The sequence below is a fragment of the Allomuricauda sp. ANG21 genome (assembly GCF_040705235.1).
GTDB classification, from domain to species: domain Bacteria; phylum Bacteroidota; class Bacteroidia; order Flavobacteriales; family Flavobacteriaceae; genus Flagellimonas; species Flagellimonas marina.
The window spans coordinates 404,326-425,214 of record NZ_JBFCVT010000002.1 but is presented as its reverse complement, the minus strand read 5'-3'; the positions used below and the strand labels follow the sequence as shown (position 1 = coordinate 425,214).

Genomic DNA, 20,889 nt, shown 5'->3' with positions numbered 1-20,889 from the left:
ACGTGCTGAATTTTAACTCCTTCCCCAATAATCCATAACGTGTAAACTAGTCCAATATTGCAGCAATACCTGGTAAGGTTCTACCTTCAAGGCTTTCCAGCATGGCTCCTCCTCCGGTAGACACATAGCTTACTTTTTCATCGAAGCCAAATTGCTTTACTGCAGCTACAGAATCTCCACCTCCTACAAGGGAAAATGCGCCTTTTTGGGTGGCTTCATCAATATAGTTTCCAACGGCAATGGTTCCCTTGGCAAAGCTTTCCATTTCAAAAACGCCTACGGGTCCGTTCCACAAGATGGTTTTAGAACCCAAAATTACCTGATGAAAGATTTCTAAGGTTTTGGGTCCGGCATCCAATCCTTGCCATCCGTCGGGGATTTTATCAACATCCACAAACTGTGTATTGGCATTGTTGTTGAAATCGTCCGCGGCCAACACATCAACGGGCAGATAAACGTTCACATTTTTGGCCTTGGCTTGTTTAAGGATATCAAGGGCCAGCTCCATTTTGTCATCCTCACAAATAGAATCCCCAACGTTGCCTCCCTGTGCTTTGATAAAAGTATAGGTCATACCTCCACCAATAATCAGGTTATCAACCTTATCCAAAATGTTCTCAATAATGGTGATTTTTGAAGACACCTTTGCACCTCCCAAAATTGCGGTCACGGGTTTCTCCCCGGTTTGCATCACCTTGGCAATGGCATCAATTTCTTTGGCAAGAAGATATCCGAAGCATTTGTTGTTTGGGAAAAATTTAGCAACAATGGTGGTTGAGGCATGGGCTCGGTGAGCGGTTCCAAAGGCATCGTTTACATAAATATCACCATGTTTTGCCAAGGCCTCTGAAAAGGCTTCATCCCCTGCTTCCTCTTCTTCATGAAAACGAAGGTTTTCCAGTAAAAGCACCTCGCCGTCCTCAAGTTTGACAACAGCATCTTCTGCCACTTTTCCGACACAATCCTCCGCAAACTTCACTTCAACCCCAATGATTTCGGAAACGGTCTCAACAATATGGGAAAGGGACATATCCGGATTCGCTTTGCCTTTCGGCCTCCCCAAATGGCTCATAAGAACGGCAGAACCACCATCTTCCAACACTTTTAGAATGGTAGGTTTTGCTGCTTCAATCCTGCTGGTATCGGTTACATTGAAATCACCATCCAGGGGAACGTTGAAATCAACACGAATCAATGCTTTTTTTCCTTCAAAGTTGTAATCGTCTATCGTCTTCATGTAGTGTGTCTTTAAGAGAAGCCCAAAAGTAAAGATTTCCTGTGTTTTGCCCAGAGTGCTTTTGTTATATTTTGGTTTTATCTTGACTCTTCTTGTTTTTTTTGATGGGACCCTGAGACAAGCTCATGGTGATGGTAAACCTAAAGGTCTACATTGAAAATCCATTCAAAGACAGGGACGCTAAAAAATGTATCTTTGGCTTATGCTGTTCAAAGACATTTTAGGGCTGGAACATATCAAAAACCATTTGGTGACCACGGCCAATACGGGAAGAGTGGCCCACGCCCAATTGTTCGTTGGGCCCGAAGGTTCCGGGGTGCTTCCAATGGCCTTGGCGTATGCCCAATATTTGTTGTGCGGCAATTCGGGAGGAGAAAATGAGGGTGGAAACACGGTGTGCAATACCAAATGCAATTCGTTGACACATCCTGATATGCATTTTGCATTTCCAGTTGCCAATTCGGATAAGGTGAAATCACACGCTGTGAGCGACCACTACTTGGAAGAGTGGCGACAATTTGTGAAGGAGCAACCCTATGGCAATCTTTTTGATTGGTACCGACACATCGGCATTGAAAAAAAGCAAGGCCAAATTGGGGTGGATGAGGCGCAAGACATGGTAAAAAAATTGTCCTTAAAATCGTATGAAGGTGGGTATAAGGTGCTTATCCTTTGGATGGCCGAAAAAATGAACATTTCCGCGGCCAATAAACTCCTTAAGTTGATAGAGGAGCCTCCTCAGAAAACGGTCCTTCTGCTCTTGGCGGAAGAGGAAGAGCATATCATCAATACCATTCGCTCACGATGCCAGGTTTTACACTTTCCGCCACTGACGGAACAGGTCATTACTGATGCCCTTGTCAACAGGGGTTTAAGCACAAGTGTGGCCCACAACATTGCACAAGAGGCCAATGGCAACTTTAACAAGGCCTTGGACTTGATGAACAAAGATTCCGAGGATTTGGTGTTTGAACGCTGGTTTGTGCAATGGGTACGCAGTGCTTTTAAAGCAAAAGGCAATAAAGGTGCCATCCAAGAATTGATTTTATGGAGTGATGAAGTGGCCAAAACGGGCCGAGAGGTCCAAAAACAATTTTTGAATTACTGCCTCGCCTTGATGCGACAAGCCCTTTTGTTGAACTATAGGGCCACGGATTTAGTCTATACCAAAATACACGTAGAGGGGTTTGATTTGAACAAGTTTGCCCCTTTTGTGCACGAAAACAATATTTTGGATATTGTAGAAGAGCTGGAAAAAGCCATTTTTCACGTGGAACGAAATGGTAATTCCAAAATCATCTTTACGGATTTATCTATTAAACTCACTAGGCTTTTACATACCAAAGCCGCATAAAAACATAAAATACCATGGAAAACTTGCTTGCCAATGCCACGGAGATTCTCCTACTCCTCTTTTTAACCATCACCTTTTTGCAGAGTGGTATTGATAAGGTGCTGGATTGGAAGGGCAATTTAGGTTGGCTCACTGGTCACTTTTCCAAAAGTCCATTTAAGAACAGTGTTTCGCTCTTGTTGGGAATAGTAATGGTAATGGAAATTATTTCTGGGGTTCTTTCTGCGGTTGGAATTGTACAATTTTTAGTGGAAGGCCAAAGTTACATAGGGTTTTACGGCGCTGTTTTTGCATCACTTACCCTTTTAATGCTTCTTTTAGGGCAGCGCGTTGCCAAAGATTATGTTGGGGCACAAACCATTGTGATCTACTTGATTCCTACTGTGTTTTTGGTCTATTTGATGCAGTAGCTTGTTGCTTTGGTTATACATTATCCTGATACAGCTTCGCTCACCGCTTAAATGAAAAGTATTCACTCTTGGAACAAATTAAAGCTTATTTTGAATCCAATTTTCAAATGTCCGAGGCGGATTGGACCATCTTTTCATCAAAATTGAATAGGTGCAACTGTTCAAAAAAGGAAATCTTGCTTGAGGTCGGGAAAACGGAAAAGTACCTTTCCTTTATCGAAAATGGTATTGTTCGCCTGTATGTTCCCAAAGAGGATGGCGAGCTCACTTTTGCTTTTGTTTTTCAGGGTGGGTTTGTAAGTGCTTACGATTCATTCCTTACCCAATCACCATCAACCTATGTTGTGGAAACCGTTACAGACACTGTTCTTTGGCGATTGACCTACCAAGACCTTCAAACTGTATACAAAGAGACTGATATTGGTAACTTTATTGGTAGGAAGGCCAGCGAGGAATTATTTCTAAAAAAATCGCAACGGGAACTATCACTACTGCAAGATTCTGCTGAGGAGCGCTACCTGAAACTTTTTACCGAGAGGCCAGAAATCATTCAACAAATCCCATTGAAATATGTCGCCTCCTATATTGGAATAACACCACAGGCCCTAAGTAGAATTCGAAGTCGAATTTCTTAACCTAGGTTCATTGTTTCGTTCCTAAGTAGAATCCATCTTTGCAAAAAAGATATTATGAAGGCATTTTATGTGCTCTTAGGAGCTTTTATTGTTTCGGGCCTAGTCCTAAAATTGGCTACAAAAGAGATTGATTACCAACTGGCTGGTAAAATTGCCATGTCCTCTATGCTGGTTTTTACGGCAATTGGACATTTTGCATTTACAAAAGGGATGGCCGCTATGGTGCCCAGTATTGTTCCTTTTAAGGCACAAGTAGTCATTATTACAGGAATTCTAGAGGTATTGTTTGCCATCCTGCTGTTGGTGCCCAAATATTCCTCTGCTATTGGTTGGGTTTTGGTTGCCTTTTTTCTATTAATACTACCTGCCAACATAAAGGCCTCCTTGGAAAACATTAATTACCAGACTGGAAACCCGGATGGCCCTGGAACTTTATATCTATGGAAAAGAATTCCACTACAGGTCTTTTTTATAGTGTGGGTTTACCTTTCGGCCATACGAAACATCTAAAAAGGCCCAATCTTAANNTTAAGATTGGGCCTTTTTAGTCTATTCCTACTGGGCGATTACTTTCCGTACTTGTCGTTCAATATCTTTAGAATGACATCCGTAAGGTTATTGGCTTCCTCCCCATACAAAACGGCACCACCATCACCTCCTCCTAAAATATAGGTGTATCCGTTGGCCTTACCATATTCCTTGATTTCCTTTTTAACCTTTTTAACCAAAGAATCCATTTCGCTCTGGCTCGTCTGTTGCAATTGTTGTTCTTCTTGTTGCAATTGCTGTCCAATAAATTGTCCACGTTGCTGCAATTGTCCGTATTCTTCTTGCGCATTCTTTTGCGACATTCTTTCGGCCTTGGTCTGAAAGGCTTGCAATTCCATCTGGAACGCTTGCGAGATACTGTCCCTTTTTTTGTTCATAGCATCTGCCTTGGTCTTAAAGCGCGCTTCCACATCAATTTTCTCTTGATAACCGTCCAGCAACTTTGCACTGTCCACATATCCAATCTTATTCTGCTGACATGCCATTGCAACAAAAGCAATGGCGAGTACCATTAATTTTTTCATGTTTGTCTTTTTACTGATGCGCAAAAATAGGAAAGCTTTTGGAATGCGGACCATTATCTTTTTGTGAACTGAAAAAAGTCAAAACCCATACTATAGTTAAAATTTATGGTTTCTTTCTTTTTTTATTGATTCTATATATTTTGAAGATGGACAGAAACCCGCCTCTGAGCACGTTTCTTTTTCCTTGAAGGGATTTATGTGTGATTATACTATAAAGCCCAATTACGGCGATATATGGCCCTATTTTTTACGTTTCAGGATATAAATAAGGGAAGAGTGTTCTTTGGTAAAGATTGCTTTAAGATTTGACCACAATCCCACAAAAAAGGCACTGATCAAATAGAGTTTGTTGCCTTTGTATTTTTCTGAGAGCATGGAAACGTAAAAAGCATCGAACCACATGGGGCGAATTGAAATCACTTCCATATCATGTTGTTGAAAAAGTTTGGTGATGGCCGTTTTGGAAAAATGCCAAAGATGTCGGGGCACATCGTATCCCGCCCAATGCGTTCCGTAATAGTTGGCGTCGAACGATTTGAAATTGGGAACTGCAATGATTAAGCTTCCCTCGTTGGTCAGTTTAGATATAATTGTTCTTATTTGATGTTCCAAATCCGGAAGGTGTTCCAAAACATGCCAAAGGGTAATGACTTCAAATTGCTTTTCGTTCAGCTCGCCTAAATCAGAAAGTAGCTCCACTCCTTTTTGTTTTCCCAACGCTCTCGCCTTTGCGTTAGGTTCAACTCCTGTCACTGTATATCCTGCTTTTTGGGCTGTTGCTAAAAAATCACCTGTTCCAGCACCTATATCCAAGATTGATTTAGCATTAACCTTCTGATTATCAATTAATTGAAGCTTGTTTTTAAGATTTTTCTGCTTAACTGCCTGGTATAATTTATCTGTAAAGCTATTTTGTGCATCAGTGTGTGATATGTAATCCTCACTTTCATAATATGCAGCAAGTTCTGTGGGCTGTGGTTGTGTAACCAACATGTCTAAAGAGGGATCCCAATGCAGTTCAAAAGATTCACCTGAAACAGAAAAATCTTTCGTTTTTAAATACAACTTCATGATATTTTTGATGACCAAATACTACGTTTTAATTGCCGAAGATAAGACACTATTTTACAGAGGAACGTATTATTTTGAGTATCCTGTTTTTACTGGATTAAAAAGATCAGTTGAAATTTCTTGTTCCACGTGGAACAAACAAGACTCTTATCTTCCTAAATAAACCAAAAGCACACTGATATCGGCTGGAGAGACACCACTAATTCTTGACGCTTGAGATATGGTTACAGGGCGAATGGATTCCAATTTTTCTCGGGCTTCATATGAAAGAGATTTAAGTTTGGAATAATCAAAATTATCCGGAATTCGCACACCTTCCAATCGTTGAAGTTTATCTGCGTTGTTCTTTTCCTTTTCGATATAACCAGAATACTTTACTTCAATTTCCGCTTGCTCCATTACTTCAGAATTAAGCTCATTCTCCGATACAAATTCAGAAACAGAATTCAATTGAAGCATGTGGTCCATAGTAACCTTTGGTCTAGAAAATACTTTAAAAAGTTTATCAGATTGACGCACGGTTGCCGAATCCAAAGATTCTAAAATTGGGTTTATTTCATCAGGATCAAAGCTGGTTTTTCTAAAAAATGAAATAAAGCTTTCGGCTTTCTCCTGCTTCCTTTCCATTCTTCGCATCCGTTCTTCTTTGGCCAAACCAATGGCGTATCCTTTCGGCGTGAGTCGAAAATCGGCATTGTCTTGTCGCAACAATGTTCTATACTCCGCACGAGACGTAAACATACGGTACGGCTCTTCAGTGCCCTTTGTAATCAAATCATCAATCAACACTCCAATGTAAGCTTCGTCTCGACGCAACACAAATGGTTCCTGTTCATTGATTCTTAGATGTGCATTTATCCCCGCCATCAACCCTTGTGAAGCTGCTTCTTCATATCCTGTTGTCCCATTAATTTGACCAGCAAAATATAAATTATTGACCAACTTGGTTTCCAAGGTATGCTTCAATTGGGTAGGTGGAAAATAATCGTATTCGATAGCATAGCCCGGTCTAAAAAACTTCACATGTTCAAAACCCTTTACCGATTTTAGGGCCTTATATTGAACATCCTCTGGCAAGGAAGTAGAGAACCCATTCACATAAACTTCTACGGTATGCCACCCTTCGGGTTCAACGAAAATTTGATGAGAATCTTTATCAGCAAATCGGTTAATCTTATCCTCAATGGACGGGCAATATCGTGGTCCTATACTTTGAATTCTTCCATTGAACATCGGTGAGCGGTCAAAACCTTCACGCAATAAATCATGAACCAAAGCACTGGTATGCGTCATGTGACAATCCCTTTGAGTGGTCAAAATGGGTGTGTCCAAATACGAAAACTTCTCCGGTTTATCATCCCCAGGTTGAGGTATCATGGCGGAATAATCCAAGGACCTACCATCAACTCGCGGAGGTGTTCCTGTCTTCATCCGGCCACTGTCAAAACCAAAATCAACCAACTGCTCCGTGATACCGGTAGCTGCCTTTTCCCCTGCTCGTCCACCACCAAATTGTTTTTCACCAATATGGATAAGTCCATTTAGGAATGTGCCATTGGTCAACACAACGGCCTTTGCTTTAATGTCTATACCCAATGAAGTGCGAACACCAACTACTTTATCTTCCTCCACCAGCAAACCAGAAACCATCTCCTGATAAAAATCCGCATTAGGGGTGTTTTCCAAAGCCAGCCGCCATTCCTCTGCAAAACGCATACGATCATTCTGTGCCCTTGGGCTCCACATGGCAGGTCCCTTGGATTTGTTCAGCATCTTAAACTGTATTGCAGACTTATCGGTAATAATGCCACTATACCCGCCAAGCGCATCTATCTCCCGAACGATTTGCCCCTTGGCTATTCCGCCCATGGCAGGGTTGCAAGACATTTGTCCAATCGTTTGAAGATTCATGGTAACCAACAAAGTCTTAGAGCCCAAATTGGCAGCAGCGGCTGTTGCCTCCGCGCCAGCGTGACCTCCTCCAACAACTATAACATCATATTCCTTCTCAAACATATCTATGGTTCCACGTGGAACATTTTAATCTTTTCTTCTTCTTTTTCACGCATCAACTTGACCTCTGAATCAGTTTTATCACCATACCCCATCAAGTGCAAAACACCATGACTCATCACACGAAGAAGCTCATTATCAAAATCGACTCCGTAGTTATTTGCATTCTCAGACACCCTCTCTGTAGAGATAAAAACATCCCCAGAAATGGTAGAGCCATCTGAATAATCAAAGGTGATAATGTCCGTTAAAGTATCATGATTTAAATACTGCCTGTTTAACTCCAACAAGTAATCATCAGTGCAAAAAATATAATCCAATTGCCCCAATGTGTAGTCCTCCGATTCCAAAATTCTAGTAATCCAATCGGAATAGTTGGTTATGTAGTTTAATATCAAATCAGACTTAAAATGGAACTCAATCATTCTTAAAATACACCTTGACCTTTTGCTCATAATTTTGCCGCAAAGGTAGTGCTTGTCTATTTAATATTTCAATGTCGTTTTGGTAATCTTTAAGGAGCTCCGGGCGAGTTGTTATAGGGTTGGCAAAAACTCTGTCATTCGATGTGCTTTCACGTTCTTTATTCTTGCCTTGTTCCAAGGTTGCATTTTCCAACTTCATCAATTCATGTTGAATGGTATTTGCCTTGCTCCTTGTTCTTTCTGTGATTCCGTTTTCCAGTAAATCATTCTCAAAGTCCTCCATTTGCCTCAATAATTTCTTGGCCAAATCACCATCCTGTTTATTGATCATGTCTTGCAATTGCTGTTCCAATTGCTGTCTTAAGAACTGCTGTTGTTTGTAGATCTCATATACCTCGTTCAATCCCATTTCACCCTGACCATTTCCATTCCCATTAGAACCTTCTTGTTCCCCATTCTCTCCTTGTCCTTGCTGCCCCTTCTGTTGTCCTTCCTGGCCCTGGCCATCCCCTTCTTGATTTCCTTGACCTTCCCCTTCTTGTTCACCTTGGTTTTGGGACGGTTTTCCTTTCTGACCCGAACCCTGCATTTTTTCCTGAATGCTCTGCTGCCCCTTAATAATGTCTGGCAGTTGGAAATCTGAACCTTCACCCTGCCCCTGGCCGGCTTTCATATTTTGCTGCATATTATCCAAAATATTTGCAAGGAAATCGGCCAAAGCATTTGTTGCATTGATTACATATTGTTGATAGGATGCGCCTTGATAGATTTGATTTTCGGCAATGCTTTCTAGCGATTTATCAATATTATAATAGACCTCCGTAATCTGTTCATTGACAAATTCCGAAAGTTCAACCCTACGCAATGAAAGTGCAAACAGACTATCATCCACATGCTCAAATAACCTTCGCAATTCATTCTGGTCTTTTACGGTTTTAGAGAATTGGGCAATATCCACATCCGCACTTTCAATTTTATCAAACAAATTCTCCTGTTTGAAAGAAAAAGTGACCAGATTGTCCAAAATCTGCCGTAGCATTTCAGCATCCTCAGTGTCCTGTGAGCCCCCCCCTCCCATAGCTCCTTGTTGAAGGGCCTCACTCATCTCTTTCATTTTTTGGGCAGCCGACCTTTGTTTTTGGGTAATCTTATTTACAGACTGCATTCGTTCTTGACTATCTGAAGACTGATCGTTACCTTGATGCTTATTAATTTCTTCCAATGCCTCCTTCTGATCACTCTTCACATCTTCCGATTGTTTTTCGGAGACATCCATGGACATCGGCTTCTGAAGATCTTTATTGTCCTCCAGTAACTCTTCCAATTCTTTGGATAACCGCTCAAAGTTCTCGTTAAGCTTTTCCTGCTCTTTATTAGAGAACTTTTCGCCAATATCCAACTTTGATAAAATGTCTTGTCGTTCCGATAGCTTTCCAAGTTCTTTTGATAATTGTGATGCTTTTTCGGTTACGTAGTAACGCTTGGTGAGTTCCAACAGCTGTTCTAGATTTCGAGTATTCTTTCCTTGATTCTTACCCAACTCCTCCAGTTTTTGCTGTAGCTCTTCCTTCTTAATCTTATCCGAGATTTCATTCAATTCCTTAAGTAATCTCTCATTCTTTTTCGCTTCCAATTCCTGACGCTCCAAACGTTCCTGCAACAGCATCTTGAACTCATTGTCCCCTTTATCCTTGTTAAGACTTTCCTTTAAATCATTGCTAAACTTTTGCATTAACTGTTCTTGGCGTTCTTGCTTTTGGAGAAAATCCTTAATCTGATTTTTATCCTCAAAAGTAAGTGCCCTTTCCTCTTTTTGAAGATTAGTGAGCTTTGAGAGTTCCTCTTTCTGATCCTTATACTGTTCCAGGGATTGATTCATCTTGGACAAAGTAGTGTTTTGAAATTCTAACTCTTTGTCTTTCAATTGGTTATCATCATACAAGTTGGTGTCAAAAGTCTTGCTTTTGGAAACCTTTCCACCTCTAATACCATCATTATCAACCACTTCAAAAAACAATTTGTAATTTTTGCCCTCCTCAAGTTGAAAACCGGACGGAAATGTGTAGTAAAACTGATATACATTAGTGTTCGGTCTTTCCAGATCAATTCTTTGGATACTCTGATTATCATCCGCGGGATAGCAAACTACCCGTATTTGACTAATTCCGTAGTCATCCGCAGCGTGTCCTGTAAAAAAAGACTGGTTTGGGTTCAAAGAATCCAAAACTTGAGCAACTTGAACAACTGCCTTAGCGTCCCTTATTACATCAATTCCATAGGCCAAACGTTCAAAATCGCTTACGTGGGTATTGGATGTACTCAGCTCATAATCCAAATCTTTGAATACCCTTTTTGTGTGTGCAAACTGATTGCCACTGCGATCGAATACAAAACTTGTATCGGCCATGTTCATGTTGATTCTGTCCACACTGGTTCCTTCAATATTCCAACTAATTTGGGTTCCTTCGGGCACAACGGCATTGCCTGTTCCCGTTACAATTTCAGATGCTCGATTAAGGTATTTTGGGAAATTCAACTTCATTTGAAAATCTACCAAGGCGGGTGTGCTATAACTTCTGATGAAATAGGATTTGGAATTCCATCCATTTGCAGTTAAATAGAAAGTGCTCTCGGCCACTGGGGCCTCAAAGGTATAGGTGTAGACATCCCCCTGCCTCTTCAATAAAAGCTCTTCTCCATTGATGACCATAGAAACACTTTCCGGTTGTATAGTACCCTCTGTTGCCACCCTGATTGTCAGTGGTTCATTATCCAAAACCTCCAGTTTATCATTCAAAACCTTAAAGGAAAACGGAGCGGGTCTTTCATAGGCCAAATCATAATTGACCACCCTTTCATACGAATTGAAGAATGAAACGATATTACCCGAAATCCAAATAAAAGCCAATAATCCAAGAGGGATAAAAACGTATTTTGCATACTTATAGCTATCCTTAAAATCAATGGCCTCAGCAAAAGGAACGGGACCCAAACTTTGGGCACGTTGCTCAATACTCGCTAGTAACAAATCAGATTTTTGGGTATTCTCAGACAATTGCAGCAAATTCAAAAGCTTGTCATCCACTTCAGGAAAGTGTTTTCCTATAAGCTTAGAGGCCTCCCTGTTATCAATACCACTTCGTATTTTGAATAAATAGGAAGCAGGGACAGCAATGAAAGTGTAGAGCAGATAAACTTCAACAATTACAAACACAACGAACAAAGCCAGCCGTCCATTATTGCCTAACCACAGCCAATACTCCAATGACATGATAGCCAACCAAAACAACAATCCTAGGGTAAGGAAAAGCAATACCCCCTTGATTAATTGCTTGGTATAATACTTCTTGGTGAAGCCTTCCAATTTGTTTAAAATGTCTTGGTAACCACTCAAAATCAATGATATTTATTACCAAGATACCCGTTACTGGGGAAATCATTCGAAAAATTTTTGTTAAACCTTGGGGTATCAGGTTATTCTCTACAACAAAAACCGCCACCGAATCCCTTTTCAAATCATACAAGGCAATGTATCTTTGCCATTCAAGCGCATAAACCATGAGTGAAAACGTACGGGTACGATTTGCCCCCAGCCCAACTGGGCCTTTGCATATTGGTGGTCTACGAACCGCCTTGTTCAATTATCTGTTTGCTAAAAAACATAACGGCTCGTTTATACTTCGTATAGAGGATACAGATCAAAATAGATATGTTGAAGGTGCTGAAGCTTATATCATTGAAGCGTTGAACTGGTGTGGAATTCCTTTTGATGAAGGACCAGGGAAAGAGGACGGTTTTGGCCCCTATCGACAAAGTGAGCGCAAGGGTATGTACAAAAACTATGCGATGCAACTTGTTGAAAAAGGGAAAGCCTATTACGCTTTTGATTCTGCCGAACAATTGGATTTTCATAGAAAGGACCATGAAGAAAAGGGCAAAACCTTTATCTACAATTGGCATAACCGTTTAAAACTTTCCAATTCGCTATCGCTATCTTCAGATGAAGTACAAGCCAAATTAAATGCTGGGGAGGATTATGTTATTCGTTTTAAATCCCCACAAGATGAAGAATTGGTTTTAAACGATATCATCCGTGGTGAAATAAAAATAGACACCAACATTTTGGACGATAAAGTCCTCTTTAAGAACGATGGCATGCCCACCTACCATTTGGCCAATATTGTTGATGATCACCTCATGCAGATTTCCCATGTAATTCGGGGTGAGGAATGGTTACCGTCTTTGGCACTGCACCAACTGTTGTATGATGCCTTTGGATGGAATGCTCCTCAATTTGCACATTTACCCTTAATCATGAAACCGGTCGGAAAAGGAAAACTCAGTAAGCGAGATGGAGAAAAAGGAGGTTTTCCGGTTTTCCCTTTGTCGTGGAACCAATCGGAAGGATATCGAGAAGCAGGTTTTTTTCCAGAAGCGGTCGTTAATTTTTTGGCACTTTTAGGATGGAATCCGGGAACGGAACAGGAAATCTTTTCCTTGCAAGAATTGGTCAACAGCTTCAGTTTAGAACGGGTGAACAAATCTGGAGCGCGTTTTGACCCAGAAAAGAACAATTGGTATAATCAGCAGTGGTTGCAGCTTAAGAGTGATGAGGAGCTTGCAGAACTCTTCATTCAAAACCATGATGCTAGGTTGAGCGGAGTCGAAACTTTGAACGATAAGGGCTACGTCACCAAGGTCGTTTCCTTGATTAAAGAACGAGCAACATTTGCATCCGATTTTTGGGAATTGTCCGATTACTTCTTCAAAACACCAACTGAATACAATGAAAAGGCTGTAAGAAAACAGTGGAAGGAAGATACTCCTGAAATCATGAAACAAGTGGTCTCGGTTTTGGAAGGCATCACTGATTTTACCTCTGCCACTATAGAAACCATCATCAAAGACTGGATTGGCAAAAAAGAACTTTCCTTTGGAAAAGTAATGCCTCCCTTTCGATTGGTCATTGTAGGTGATATGAAAGGACCTCATTTGTTCGATATCTTGGAGCTGATAGGCAAAGAGGAAAGTATACATCGCATAAAAAACGCAATTTCGGCACTTTCTAATTGATGAATGTGTAACAAAACTTGACGGTTGCGCACTTATATGTTAGAGAGTTTCGTAATTTCCATTTCTAACATAAAATCTTAAGACCATGGGCAACTTTTTATTTATCCCGATTGTATTCATTGGATTAATCATTCTGTTCAAATTTTTCTTTATAGTAAAACAGCAAACCGCCGTTGTTGTGGAACGGTTCGGTAAATTTCAAAGCATCCGCAACTCGGGTTTACAAATGAAAATACCCATTGTGGACCGCATTTCTGGCAGGTTGAGCCTAAAAATCCAACAATTGGATGTAATAGTGGAGACCAAAACCTTGGACGATGTATTTGTAAAACTCAAAGTATCCGTACAATACGTGGTCATCCAATCGAAAGTTTACGAAGCATTTTATAAATTGGAATATCCCCATGACCAAATTACCTCCTATGTTTTTGATGTGGTGCGTGCCGAAGTTCCCAAAATGAAATTGGATGATGTCTTTGTTAAAAAAGACGATATCGCTATTGCCGTAAAATCAGAATTGCAAGATGCCATGTTGGAATATGGCTATGACATCATAAAAACCCTGGTTACTGACATTGATCCTGATCCACAGGTAAAAGCGGCCATGAATCGCATCAATGCATCGGAGCGTGAAAAGATTGCCGCCCAATTTGAAGGGGATGCCGCCCGAATCCTGATTGTGGAAAAAGCCAAGGCCGAAGCGGAGAGCAAAAGACTCCAAGGTCAAGGTATTGCCGATCAGCGTAGAGAAATTGCCCGAGGTCTGGAAGAATCCGTCGAGGTGCTGAACAAGGTTGGCATAAATTCTCAGGAAGCATCTGCTTTGATTGTTGTGACCCAACATTACGATACACTTCAGGCCATTGGTGAAGAAACCAATACCAATTTAATATTGTTGCCCAATTCACCCCAAGCCGGAAGCGATATGTTGAACAATATGGTGGCCTCGTTTACCGCAAGCAATCAAATTGGTGAGGCCATGAAACAACACAACAAAAAGAAAGAGGAATAAACAATGTCAGTTCGAGTCTGCCGACAAAGGTAGGCTCAATATGACACCACACTAAAAAATGGGAGCCAATAGGCTCCCATTGTAGTTTAATACAGATATTTCTTACTTAAAAAACTATAGATGTTCCTAATGATTTCTTTGAAGCAAATTTCTTCAATACATGCGCTATATTGAAAGATCGCTAAAACATGCTTGGGAACGGATTGCCATTTCCCGAAAGCTCATTAAAACGCTTTAAAATGAGGCTTTTTTAATAAGAAAACCAAATGGCACGCCTTATTATTAATAAGAAAAACTTATGCTAGTTTTTTTGCTCCAATTTGGCCCAGGTGTCCCTCAACGTAACCGTTCTATTAAAAATGAGATGGTCAGGAGTAGAACTTTTGTCCACATTAAAATAACCCAATCGTTGAAATTGAACTTGGTCTCCAATTTCTGCATCTTTTAAACTTGGTTCCAAATATCCTGTAACTTTTTCCAAGGAATCTGGATTGATGAAATCCATGAAATCTTTATCCTTATGTCCATCTGGGGTTGGGTCATTAAAAAGGCGATCATACAATCGTACTTCGGCCGTAATGGCATGAGGAATGGAAACCCAGTGCAAAGTACCTTTTACCTTTCGCAAACTTTCTTCTGTTCCAGAACCACTCCTACTTTTTGGGTCATAGGTACATTGTACTTCAACCACATTTCCATCCGAATCCTTAGTACAACTCTCAGCCTTTATAATGTAGCCATTCTTCAAGCGCACTTCCCCCCCCAGTTTCAATCGGAAGAACTTGCGATTAGCCTCCTCTCTAAAGTCCTCTTGTTCAATATATAGCTCGCGTGAAAAAGGAACTTTTCTACTACCGGCAGACTCATCCTCGGGGTTATTCTCTGCTTCCAACCATTCCTCTTTTCCTTCTTCGTAATTGGTAATCACCAACTTTAAGGGGTTAAGAACCGCCATAACACGTGGTGCAATCTTATTTAAGTGCTCCCGCACATGAAATTCCAACAAGGAAACATCTACCACATTTTCACGTTTGGCGATACCGATGGTGTCCGCAAAATTCTTGATGGACTCCGGAGTATAACCTCTTCTGCGCAAACCAGAAATGGTGGGCATTCTGGGGTCATCCCATCCTTCAACAACACCTTTTTCCACCAATTGTAACAGCTTCCGTTTGCTCACCACAGTGTGACTCAGGTTTCTTCGGGCAAATTCGCGTTGCTTTGGTCTAAGTTTATCCTTTGATACCAATTGGTCTAAAAACCAATCATAAAGTTCACGATGCGGTAAAAACTCCAGTGTACATAAAGAGTGGGAGACCTGTTCAATATAATCACTCTCTCCATGGGTCCAATCATACATTGGATAAATACACCAATCGGTATTGGTTCTGTGGTGTGCCTTGTGAAGGATTCGATACATCACAGGGTCGCGCATCAACATATTGGGTGAGGCCATGTTAATCTTGGCACGAAGGACATGGGCGCCCTCTTTAAATTCCCCGTTCTTCATTCCCTCGAAAAGCTGCAAATTTTCCTCAACAGAACGGCTCCGATATGGGCTTTCTGTGCCCGGCTCAGTAGGCGTTCCCTTTTGATTCGCTATTTCTTCAGAAGTTTGGCTATCTACATACGCCTTTCCGTTTTTAATGAGGTTCACAGCCCAATCGTACAACTGCTGAAAGTAATCCGATGCATAACATTCTGTATCCCACTCATACCCAAGCCAGGACACATCGTTTTTAATGGCATCCACATACTCTTTCTCCTCTTTCGCAGGGTTGGTATCATCAAATCTAAGATTGACCGGGGCATTATACCGCAATCCCAAACCAAAGTTCAAGCAAATGGAGCTGGCGTGGCCAATATGAAGATATCCATTGGGTTCCGGGGGGAACCGAAAACGCAATTCGTTCGTTGCATACCCGTTTCGCAAATCATCTTCAATGATATGCTCTATAAAGTTCAATGATTTAGCTTCTTCCGCCATATCCAAATTTTGAAGCGCAAATGTAGTAAAATCCAGTGTTCATAGCTATTATTCAGCCATTGGTGTATACAAAGTAAGCCATTTCACAACACTTTTGGTGCCACCTACAACAATATCTTTCCTTTCGACGAAATTAAAATCATATTTGTTATTGGAATGCTATATGAATACGTGGCGTCAGAACAACGCCGCAATGAACTAAAGAAATTAAGGGGCACAAACTAACGGGCAATTATTGCCCACAACCTCTTAAAACTAACGCTGATGAAAAAAAGTAGTTCAACGTATGGCATTCTCGTTCTGGCTATGGCCATGATGCTTCTGGGCAACACCTCATTAACGGCCCAAGTGCTCAATAAGCCCATAGCTGCAGACAACCCCAACTTGGCCGGTAATTCGGCTTGGACCGCAGCATGTGCTTCCGCCAGTTTCAACGAATATTTTGTGAACTTCACTTGGAGCCCACCCTTGGTGGATTCCAACAATGAATTCATTTTAGAGCTTTCTGATTCCTATGGAAACTTTGGTTCCCCAAGGGAATTGGCCCGTGTCGCAGATAAAAACACGGTTTTCGACTTTGAGTTTGAATTTGCCCTGCCCGATGATATCCGCGGCGAAGGCTACAAATTCAGGGTTCGAAGTACAAGTCCGGCCAAAACAAGCCCGGCTTCCGATGCATATCCTATGTACTATATTGATTACAATTCTCCTCTGCTTATAAGTGAGAATGGTAGTGGAACTATCCCCGCTGGTGGATTGATACAAATATGTGGTGGCGGTTCGGTGACTCTAAAGCCGCACAACATCCCCAATGCAGGAACTTATCTCTATAATTGGTACAGAAGCGGTACACTCCTTGCCCAAAAAACGGAAAACATAACGGTTTCAACACCAGGAATGTATTACGTGGAATTGGATTATGGTTCCATTTGCTCTGGTTCGGCCAACACGCTCTCAAATACCATTGAAATAAGCAATGGTAGCAGTTTGGGCATTGCCATTAATGGTGATAGTAATGTGGAGCTCTGTCCGGGCGACCCCTACACACTAGAGGCAAGCATTTCCGGCATGGGTCTTACCTATACATGGTTAAAAGATGGCGACGTAATTAGTGGTCCAACTTTAGAGGGTTCCACCTTTGCTGTAAATACCGGCATTTCCGGGTTTGAAGGTGATTACGAGGTTGAAATTAGTGGTCCTTCAGCCTGCACCGAGCGATCATCGAAAGTAGCCTTAAGAAGCGCTGGTTCATTTGAAGTATCCAGACAGAATGAAGAAAATATTGTTCTATTACCTTCTCAAAGCAAAACACTGTCCGTTAGCACAACCGCTGACTCACCGACCTATCAATGGTACAAAGATGGTGCTCCAATTGCCGATGCCACCAACAGCTCATTGGTTGTGAATACAGTAGGTGAATACTACGCCGAAGTTACTGACAATGGCGGCAGTTGCTCAGCTGGGCCAAAAACCTCAGAAATAACAACCATTGTTTCACCTGATTCCTTTGAATTGGAGATTGAGTTTATTGGCGCATACACTGATTGTGAAAACACCGATGCCACGATCAGTCTAGCTGCAGTTAAGGCCGTTAGCGATACTGGTGCCAAAACTGATGTGACTGCTGAGTTAGAATCATCATTTGTCTACCAATGGAAGCTTGATGGTGCCACTATTAGCGGTGAAACCTCTAAAACCATCACAGTCTCCAATCAAGAAGACAATGGAGCATACAAGCTGGATGGTACCTTGGATGGTTTTAATGCAACATCCAACACCATAAACGTAAAGCTTTCAGCAAACCAAAACTTGAACATTTCTGCCAACGGCACAATACTATGTGAAGGTGGTGAAGCCATTGTTCTTACAAGTTCTCAAAGCTTAACGGATCAAACTTTTGAGTGGTTGAAAGATGGTCAAGTTGTTGATACCTCATCAGAAAGTTTCACTGCTAACGAAATTGGTACATACCAATTAATTATACGAACCAACGACTGCCCAATAATCTCCAACGAGGTTGCCATACGGGCTTTCGACGAATCCTTGCTTGTACTGGACAAACCCGAAGACCTTATTATAATAGAAGGTGAAACGGGAACCATTACCGCCAGTGGCGCCGATTCCTATGAGTGGTTCGATGCCAACAACAATTTAATTGCCACCCAAGATTCATATGGCTTCCAAGAGGAAGGTGAATACTTGCTTGTGGCCAGCTTTGGCAGCTGTACGGTTAGTCGCGTTATCACTGTTGTCTACCGTGACATGTTCGCGATTCCAAACGTAATCACTGCCAATGGCGACGGAATAAACGACCTGTGGATTCTGCCAAACACCTATTCCAGAGACCAGAATGTACTAGTAACCATTTTCAATGAAAGAGGTGAACAAGTGTTCAGTCAAACGGCATATGAAAACAACTGGCCACAATCCACAATGGCATTTAACAAGCCCAGCATGATCTTCTATTACAAGATCACACGGGGTGGAAAAGCCCTGAAGCAGGGCACCATAACTGTTATAAAATAGCGATGCAGACCAAAAAACCGATACTATTACTTACATCCTTCTTGCTACTTTTTTTCTCCGCGAACCTAGTTCACGGACAAGAGGAGGATCCCTTTGTACCCTATAACATTCCTTCACAGAACCTGTTGAAGTTCAATAGGTTTTTATTGAACCCAACCTTTTCAACGGTTCGTGAAGACAAGTCCTATATCAACTTGTTTCACAGAAACCAATCGGTTTCTTTTGATGACAATAATCAGGTATATTTCTTGAGTTATAGTGGTAGGGTAAGTGATCGAAGTGGTGTCGGTTTATCATTGTTTACCAATCGCGAAGGTCTTTTCAACAACTTTGGTGTTCACGCCAACTACGCTTATGGCGTGCGGTTGGGTGAAGAGACCTCCTTTACTTTTGGAGCCAACTTTTCCTATTATCAAAGTGCCTTTAATCAAGACAGGGCCAATGCGGTTGAAGATGATCCATTCTTGAATACGCTGGAAAGTAGCTCCTTGGTAAGTTTTCAACCTGGTTTCAACCTTTCCATTGGGAAGTTTGATGTTGGTGGTTTCGCCGAAAACTTATTTGATTACAATCTGAAAAACAGTGAATCCGTAACTGATTTTGCTGAGAAAACCTATTCCGGTCACCTACAATATACCTATCAGTTTGAAAACGGAGCAGGGATTATGGAACAAGCACGGCTAATGCCTTTGGCGCGTGTTCGAAAAGTAGGTGATGAAAATCTCGTGTTGGGCGGAAACCTCATCTTGGATTTGCCAAAACTAGGCTGGATTCAAGCTGGATACGATGATTTCTATGGAGCATCTGCGGGATTGGGGTTCAATCTGAACAAAAACCTATCCCTTGGGTATACCGTTGAAAAGGGTTTGACCAACAACTTTGAAAATTTTGGCGTTAGTCACGAAATTTCCTTGGCCTATTCCTTCACTCCAAACCTTACCGAAGACCGCGTAATGCTTGAAAAAGAAGGGGAGGAGCTTGTTGAAAACGAAAACGTGCCCCAAGACAGCCTCAACATTACGGACAAAGACCTGGAAATTGCCCAGCTCAAAGAAAAATTGGCCGAAAACGATGCCATCTTGGATGAGCTTTTAATGCGCCAAGACTCCATTGAAACCAACAGGCGACAAGACCTTGAAAAAAGGTTTGAAACCGTGATGAAAATGGTGCGTCGTGAAACCCGTGGTGAAAATCCTCAGCTAGAGGAAAAAGCCAAAGAAGTATATTTTGCCAATGCGGACAGTGCCGATCTAGTATCAACAAAGAACCAACCCCTGTCCAATCATGGTCTTTCCAACACAACTGCCGCCAAAAAAGTCATCCGACTAAATGACAATGGTGCCAACTCTAGAATGGCTAGCACCTCAGAAGTTAAAAAAGACAAGACCTACAGAGCCAAAAAAGCAACCAAAACCCATTTTAAATCCCATGCCATTCCAAATGTGGAAAGCGGGCATTATTTGATTGCCAATGTTTTCAAGAACGAGGATAATGCAACGGCCTTTGTAGAAAAATTGCAATCAGAAGGTATTGAAGCGGGGTACTTTACCAATCCAAAAAATGGCCTCAATTACGTGTATTTGGAAGGCTATAAGGAGAAAAAAGAGGCTTTGAACGCCTATCATACCAATTTGAACGGAGCCTATCAAGGAGATGCTTGGGTAATGAATGTTAATGATGGAAACTCTGGTTTTGGTGGATTCAGCTCAATGGCGGACACGCAAGATTCAAAATATGATGATACTGTGCTGCACAAGAATGTGGCCAAAACCAAGCTCGGCAAATCAAAAGCATCCTACAGCAACTACAGGATAGGTGGCGTAGGCTCTGGTTATTACATCATTGCCAATGTTTTTGATAACTCATCAAGCGCCAACCGCTTTGTAAAAGAATTGAACGCAAAGGGGCTCAATGCCAGTTATTTCATAAATCCAGAGGACAATTACAGATATGTATACCTCAAAAAACATGAAACCTGGAGCAATGCCCTAACCTCATACTACTCCAAACTAAATGCCTCGTATGATGACGAAATGTGGATTCTACGAGTAAAACCAAACTACAATAGCTAAC

General features: G+C 41.4%; 15 protein-coding genes. 8 read left to right on the top strand and 7 right to left on the bottom strand.

Annotated elements, in window-relative coordinates; all coding sequences use genetic code 11:
- Window positions 1-46: 46 nt before the first annotated feature.
- Window positions 47-1,237, bottom strand: coding sequence for a phosphoglycerate kinase (locus AB1A65_RS04185; protein WP_366585937.1), 1,191 nt, complete (start codon window positions 1,235-1,237; stop codon window positions 47-49).
- A gap of 202 nt (window positions 1,238-1,439) precedes the next feature.
- On the opposite strand from AB1A65_RS04185, the gene AB1A65_RS04180 reads away from it, so the two are divergent.
- From AB1A65_RS04180 to AB1A65_RS04165, 4 genes are all read left to right on the top strand, one after another.
- Entirely contained in the window at window positions 1,440-2,591 is a 1,152-nt protein-coding gene (locus tag AB1A65_RS04180) for a DNA polymerase III subunit delta' (RefSeq protein WP_366587053.1), read from the top strand.
- A gap of 14 nt (window positions 2,592-2,605) precedes the next feature.
- Entirely contained in the window at window positions 2,606-3,001 is a 396-nt protein-coding gene (locus AB1A65_RS04175; RefSeq protein WP_366585935.1) for a DoxX family protein, read from the top strand.
- A 68-nt stretch (window positions 3,002-3,069) separates the two neighbouring features.
- Entirely contained in the window at window positions 3,070-3,636 is a 567-nt protein-coding gene (locus AB1A65_RS04170; RefSeq protein WP_366585934.1) for a Crp/Fnr family transcriptional regulator, read from the top strand.
- A gap of 54 nt (window positions 3,637-3,690) precedes the next feature.
- On the top strand, window positions 3,691-4,146 hold the full coding sequence (locus AB1A65_RS04165; protein WP_366585932.1) for a hypothetical protein: 456 nt from the start codon (window positions 3,691-3,693) through the stop codon (window positions 4,144-4,146).
- A gap of 56 nt (window positions 4,147-4,202) precedes the next feature.
- Here the strand turns inward: AB1A65_RS04165 and AB1A65_RS04160 are convergent, their stop codons facing one another.
- The 5 genes from AB1A65_RS04160 to AB1A65_RS04140 form a co-directional block, all read right to left on the bottom strand.
- Complete coding sequence (locus AB1A65_RS04160; RefSeq protein WP_366585930.1) at window positions 4,203-4,709, bottom strand: OmpH family outer membrane protein; 507 nt, start codon at window positions 4,707-4,709, stop codon at window positions 4,203-4,205.
- A 240-nt stretch (window positions 4,710-4,949) separates the two neighbouring features.
- Window positions 4,950-5,780, bottom strand: a complete 831-nt coding sequence (locus tag AB1A65_RS04155; RefSeq protein WP_366585928.1) for a class I SAM-dependent methyltransferase — start codon at window positions 5,778-5,780, stop codon at window positions 4,950-4,952.
- A gap of 147 nt (window positions 5,781-5,927) precedes the next feature.
- Window positions 5,928-7,796: a tRNA uridine-5-carboxymethylaminomethyl(34) synthesis enzyme MnmG gene (gene mnmG, locus AB1A65_RS04150; protein WP_366585926.1), complete on the bottom strand. Its 1,869-nt coding sequence runs from the start codon at window positions 7,794-7,796 to the stop codon at window positions 5,928-5,930.
- 2 nt (window positions 7,797-7,798) lie between these two features.
- Window positions 7,799-8,248, bottom strand: a complete 450-nt coding sequence (gene ybeY / locus AB1A65_RS04145; protein WP_366585924.1) for an rRNA maturation RNase YbeY — start codon at window positions 8,246-8,248, stop codon at window positions 7,799-7,801.
- A complete protein-coding gene (locus tag AB1A65_RS04140; protein WP_366585922.1) occupies window positions 8,211-11,612 on the bottom strand; it encodes a hypothetical protein in 3,402 nt (1,133 codons plus the stop codon). The genes ybeY and AB1A65_RS04140 overlap by 38 nt, the downstream gene beginning before the upstream one ends.
- A gap of 164 nt (window positions 11,613-11,776) precedes the next feature.
- On the opposite strand from AB1A65_RS04140, the gene gltX reads away from it, so the two are divergent.
- Both gltX and AB1A65_RS04130 read left to right on the top strand, forming a co-directional pair.
- On the top strand, window positions 11,777-13,291 hold the full coding sequence (gene gltX / locus AB1A65_RS04135; RefSeq protein ID WP_366585920.1) for a glutamate--tRNA ligase: 1,515 nt from the start codon (window positions 11,777-11,779) through the stop codon (window positions 13,289-13,291).
- Window positions 13,292-13,376: 85 nt separating this feature from the next.
- The gene (locus AB1A65_RS04130; protein WP_366585918.1) at window positions 13,377-14,303 is read left to right on the top strand and encodes an SPFH domain-containing protein; all 927 of its coding nucleotides are present in this window, start codon (window positions 13,377-13,379) and stop codon (window positions 14,301-14,303) included.
- Window positions 14,304-14,604: 301 nt separating this feature from the next.
- Here AB1A65_RS04130 and AB1A65_RS04125 read toward each other — a convergent pair whose 3' ends face one another.
- Window positions 14,605-16,290 (bottom strand): glutamine--tRNA ligase/YqeY domain fusion protein, encoded by a 1,686-nt coding sequence (locus AB1A65_RS04125; RefSeq protein WP_366585916.1) that lies wholly within the window; start codon window positions 16,288-16,290, stop codon window positions 14,605-14,607.
- A 264-nt stretch (window positions 16,291-16,554) separates the two neighbouring features.
- Here AB1A65_RS04125 and AB1A65_RS04120 point away from each other — a divergent pair, with 264 nt between their 5' ends.
- Window positions 16,555-18,816: a gliding motility-associated C-terminal domain-containing protein gene (locus AB1A65_RS04120; RefSeq protein ID WP_366585914.1), complete on the top strand. Its 2,262-nt coding sequence runs from the start codon at window positions 16,555-16,557 to the stop codon at window positions 18,814-18,816.
- Between the two features lie 2 nt (window positions 18,817-18,818).
- Complete coding sequence (locus AB1A65_RS04115) at window positions 18,819-20,888, top strand: PorP/SprF family type IX secretion system membrane protein (protein ID WP_366585912.1); 2,070 nt, start codon at window positions 18,819-18,821, stop codon at window positions 20,886-20,888.
- Window position 20,889: the final 1 nt, after the last annotated feature.

Excerpts from the sequence above, each read along its gene's own strand:
- AB1A65_RS04130 (WP_366585918.1), top strand. The coding sequence starts at position 13,377 with ATGGGCAACTTTTTATTTATCCCGATTGTATTCATTGGATTAATCATT.
- AB1A65_RS04175 (WP_366585935.1), top strand. The coding sequence starts at position 2,606 with ATGGAAAACTTGCTTGCCAATGCCACGGAGATTCTCCTACTCCTCTTT.
- AB1A65_RS04115 (WP_366585912.1), top strand. The coding sequence starts at position 18,819 with ATGCAGACCAAAAAACCGATACTATTACTTACATCCTTCTTGCTACTT.
- AB1A65_RS04185 (WP_366585937.1), bottom strand. The coding sequence starts at position 1,237 with ATGAAGACGATAGACGATTACAACTTTGAAGGAAAAAAAGCATTGATT.
- AB1A65_RS04120 (WP_366585914.1), top strand. The coding sequence starts at position 16,555 with ATGAAAAAAAGTAGTTCAACGTATGGCATTCTCGTTCTGGCTATGGCC.
- AB1A65_RS04155 (WP_366585928.1), bottom strand. The coding sequence starts at position 5,780 with ATGAAGTTGTATTTAAAAACGAAAGATTTTTCTGTTTCAGGTGAATCT.
- AB1A65_RS04125 (WP_366585916.1), bottom strand. The coding sequence starts at position 16,290 with ATGGCGGAAGAAGCTAAATCATTGAACTTTATAGAGCATATCATTGAA.
- AB1A65_RS04160 (WP_366585930.1), bottom strand. The coding sequence starts at position 4,709 with ATGAAAAAATTAATGGTACTCGCCATTGCTTTTGTTGCAATGGCATGT.
- AB1A65_RS04165 (WP_366585932.1), top strand. The coding sequence starts at position 3,691 with ATGAAGGCATTTTATGTGCTCTTAGGAGCTTTTATTGTTTCGGGCCTA.
- gltX (WP_366585920.1), top strand. The coding sequence starts at position 11,777 with ATGAGTGAAAACGTACGGGTACGATTTGCCCCCAGCCCAACTGGGCCT.
- AB1A65_RS04180 (WP_366587053.1), top strand. The coding sequence starts at position 1,440 with ATGCTGTTCAAAGACATTTTAGGGCTGGAACATATCAAAAACCATTTG.
- ybeY (WP_366585924.1), bottom strand. The coding sequence starts at position 8,248 with ATGAGCAAAAGGTCAAGGTGTATTTTAAGAATGATTGAGTTCCATTTT.
- mnmG (WP_366585926.1), bottom strand. The coding sequence starts at position 7,796 with ATGTTTGAGAAGGAATATGATGTTATAGTTGTTGGAGGAGGTCACGCT.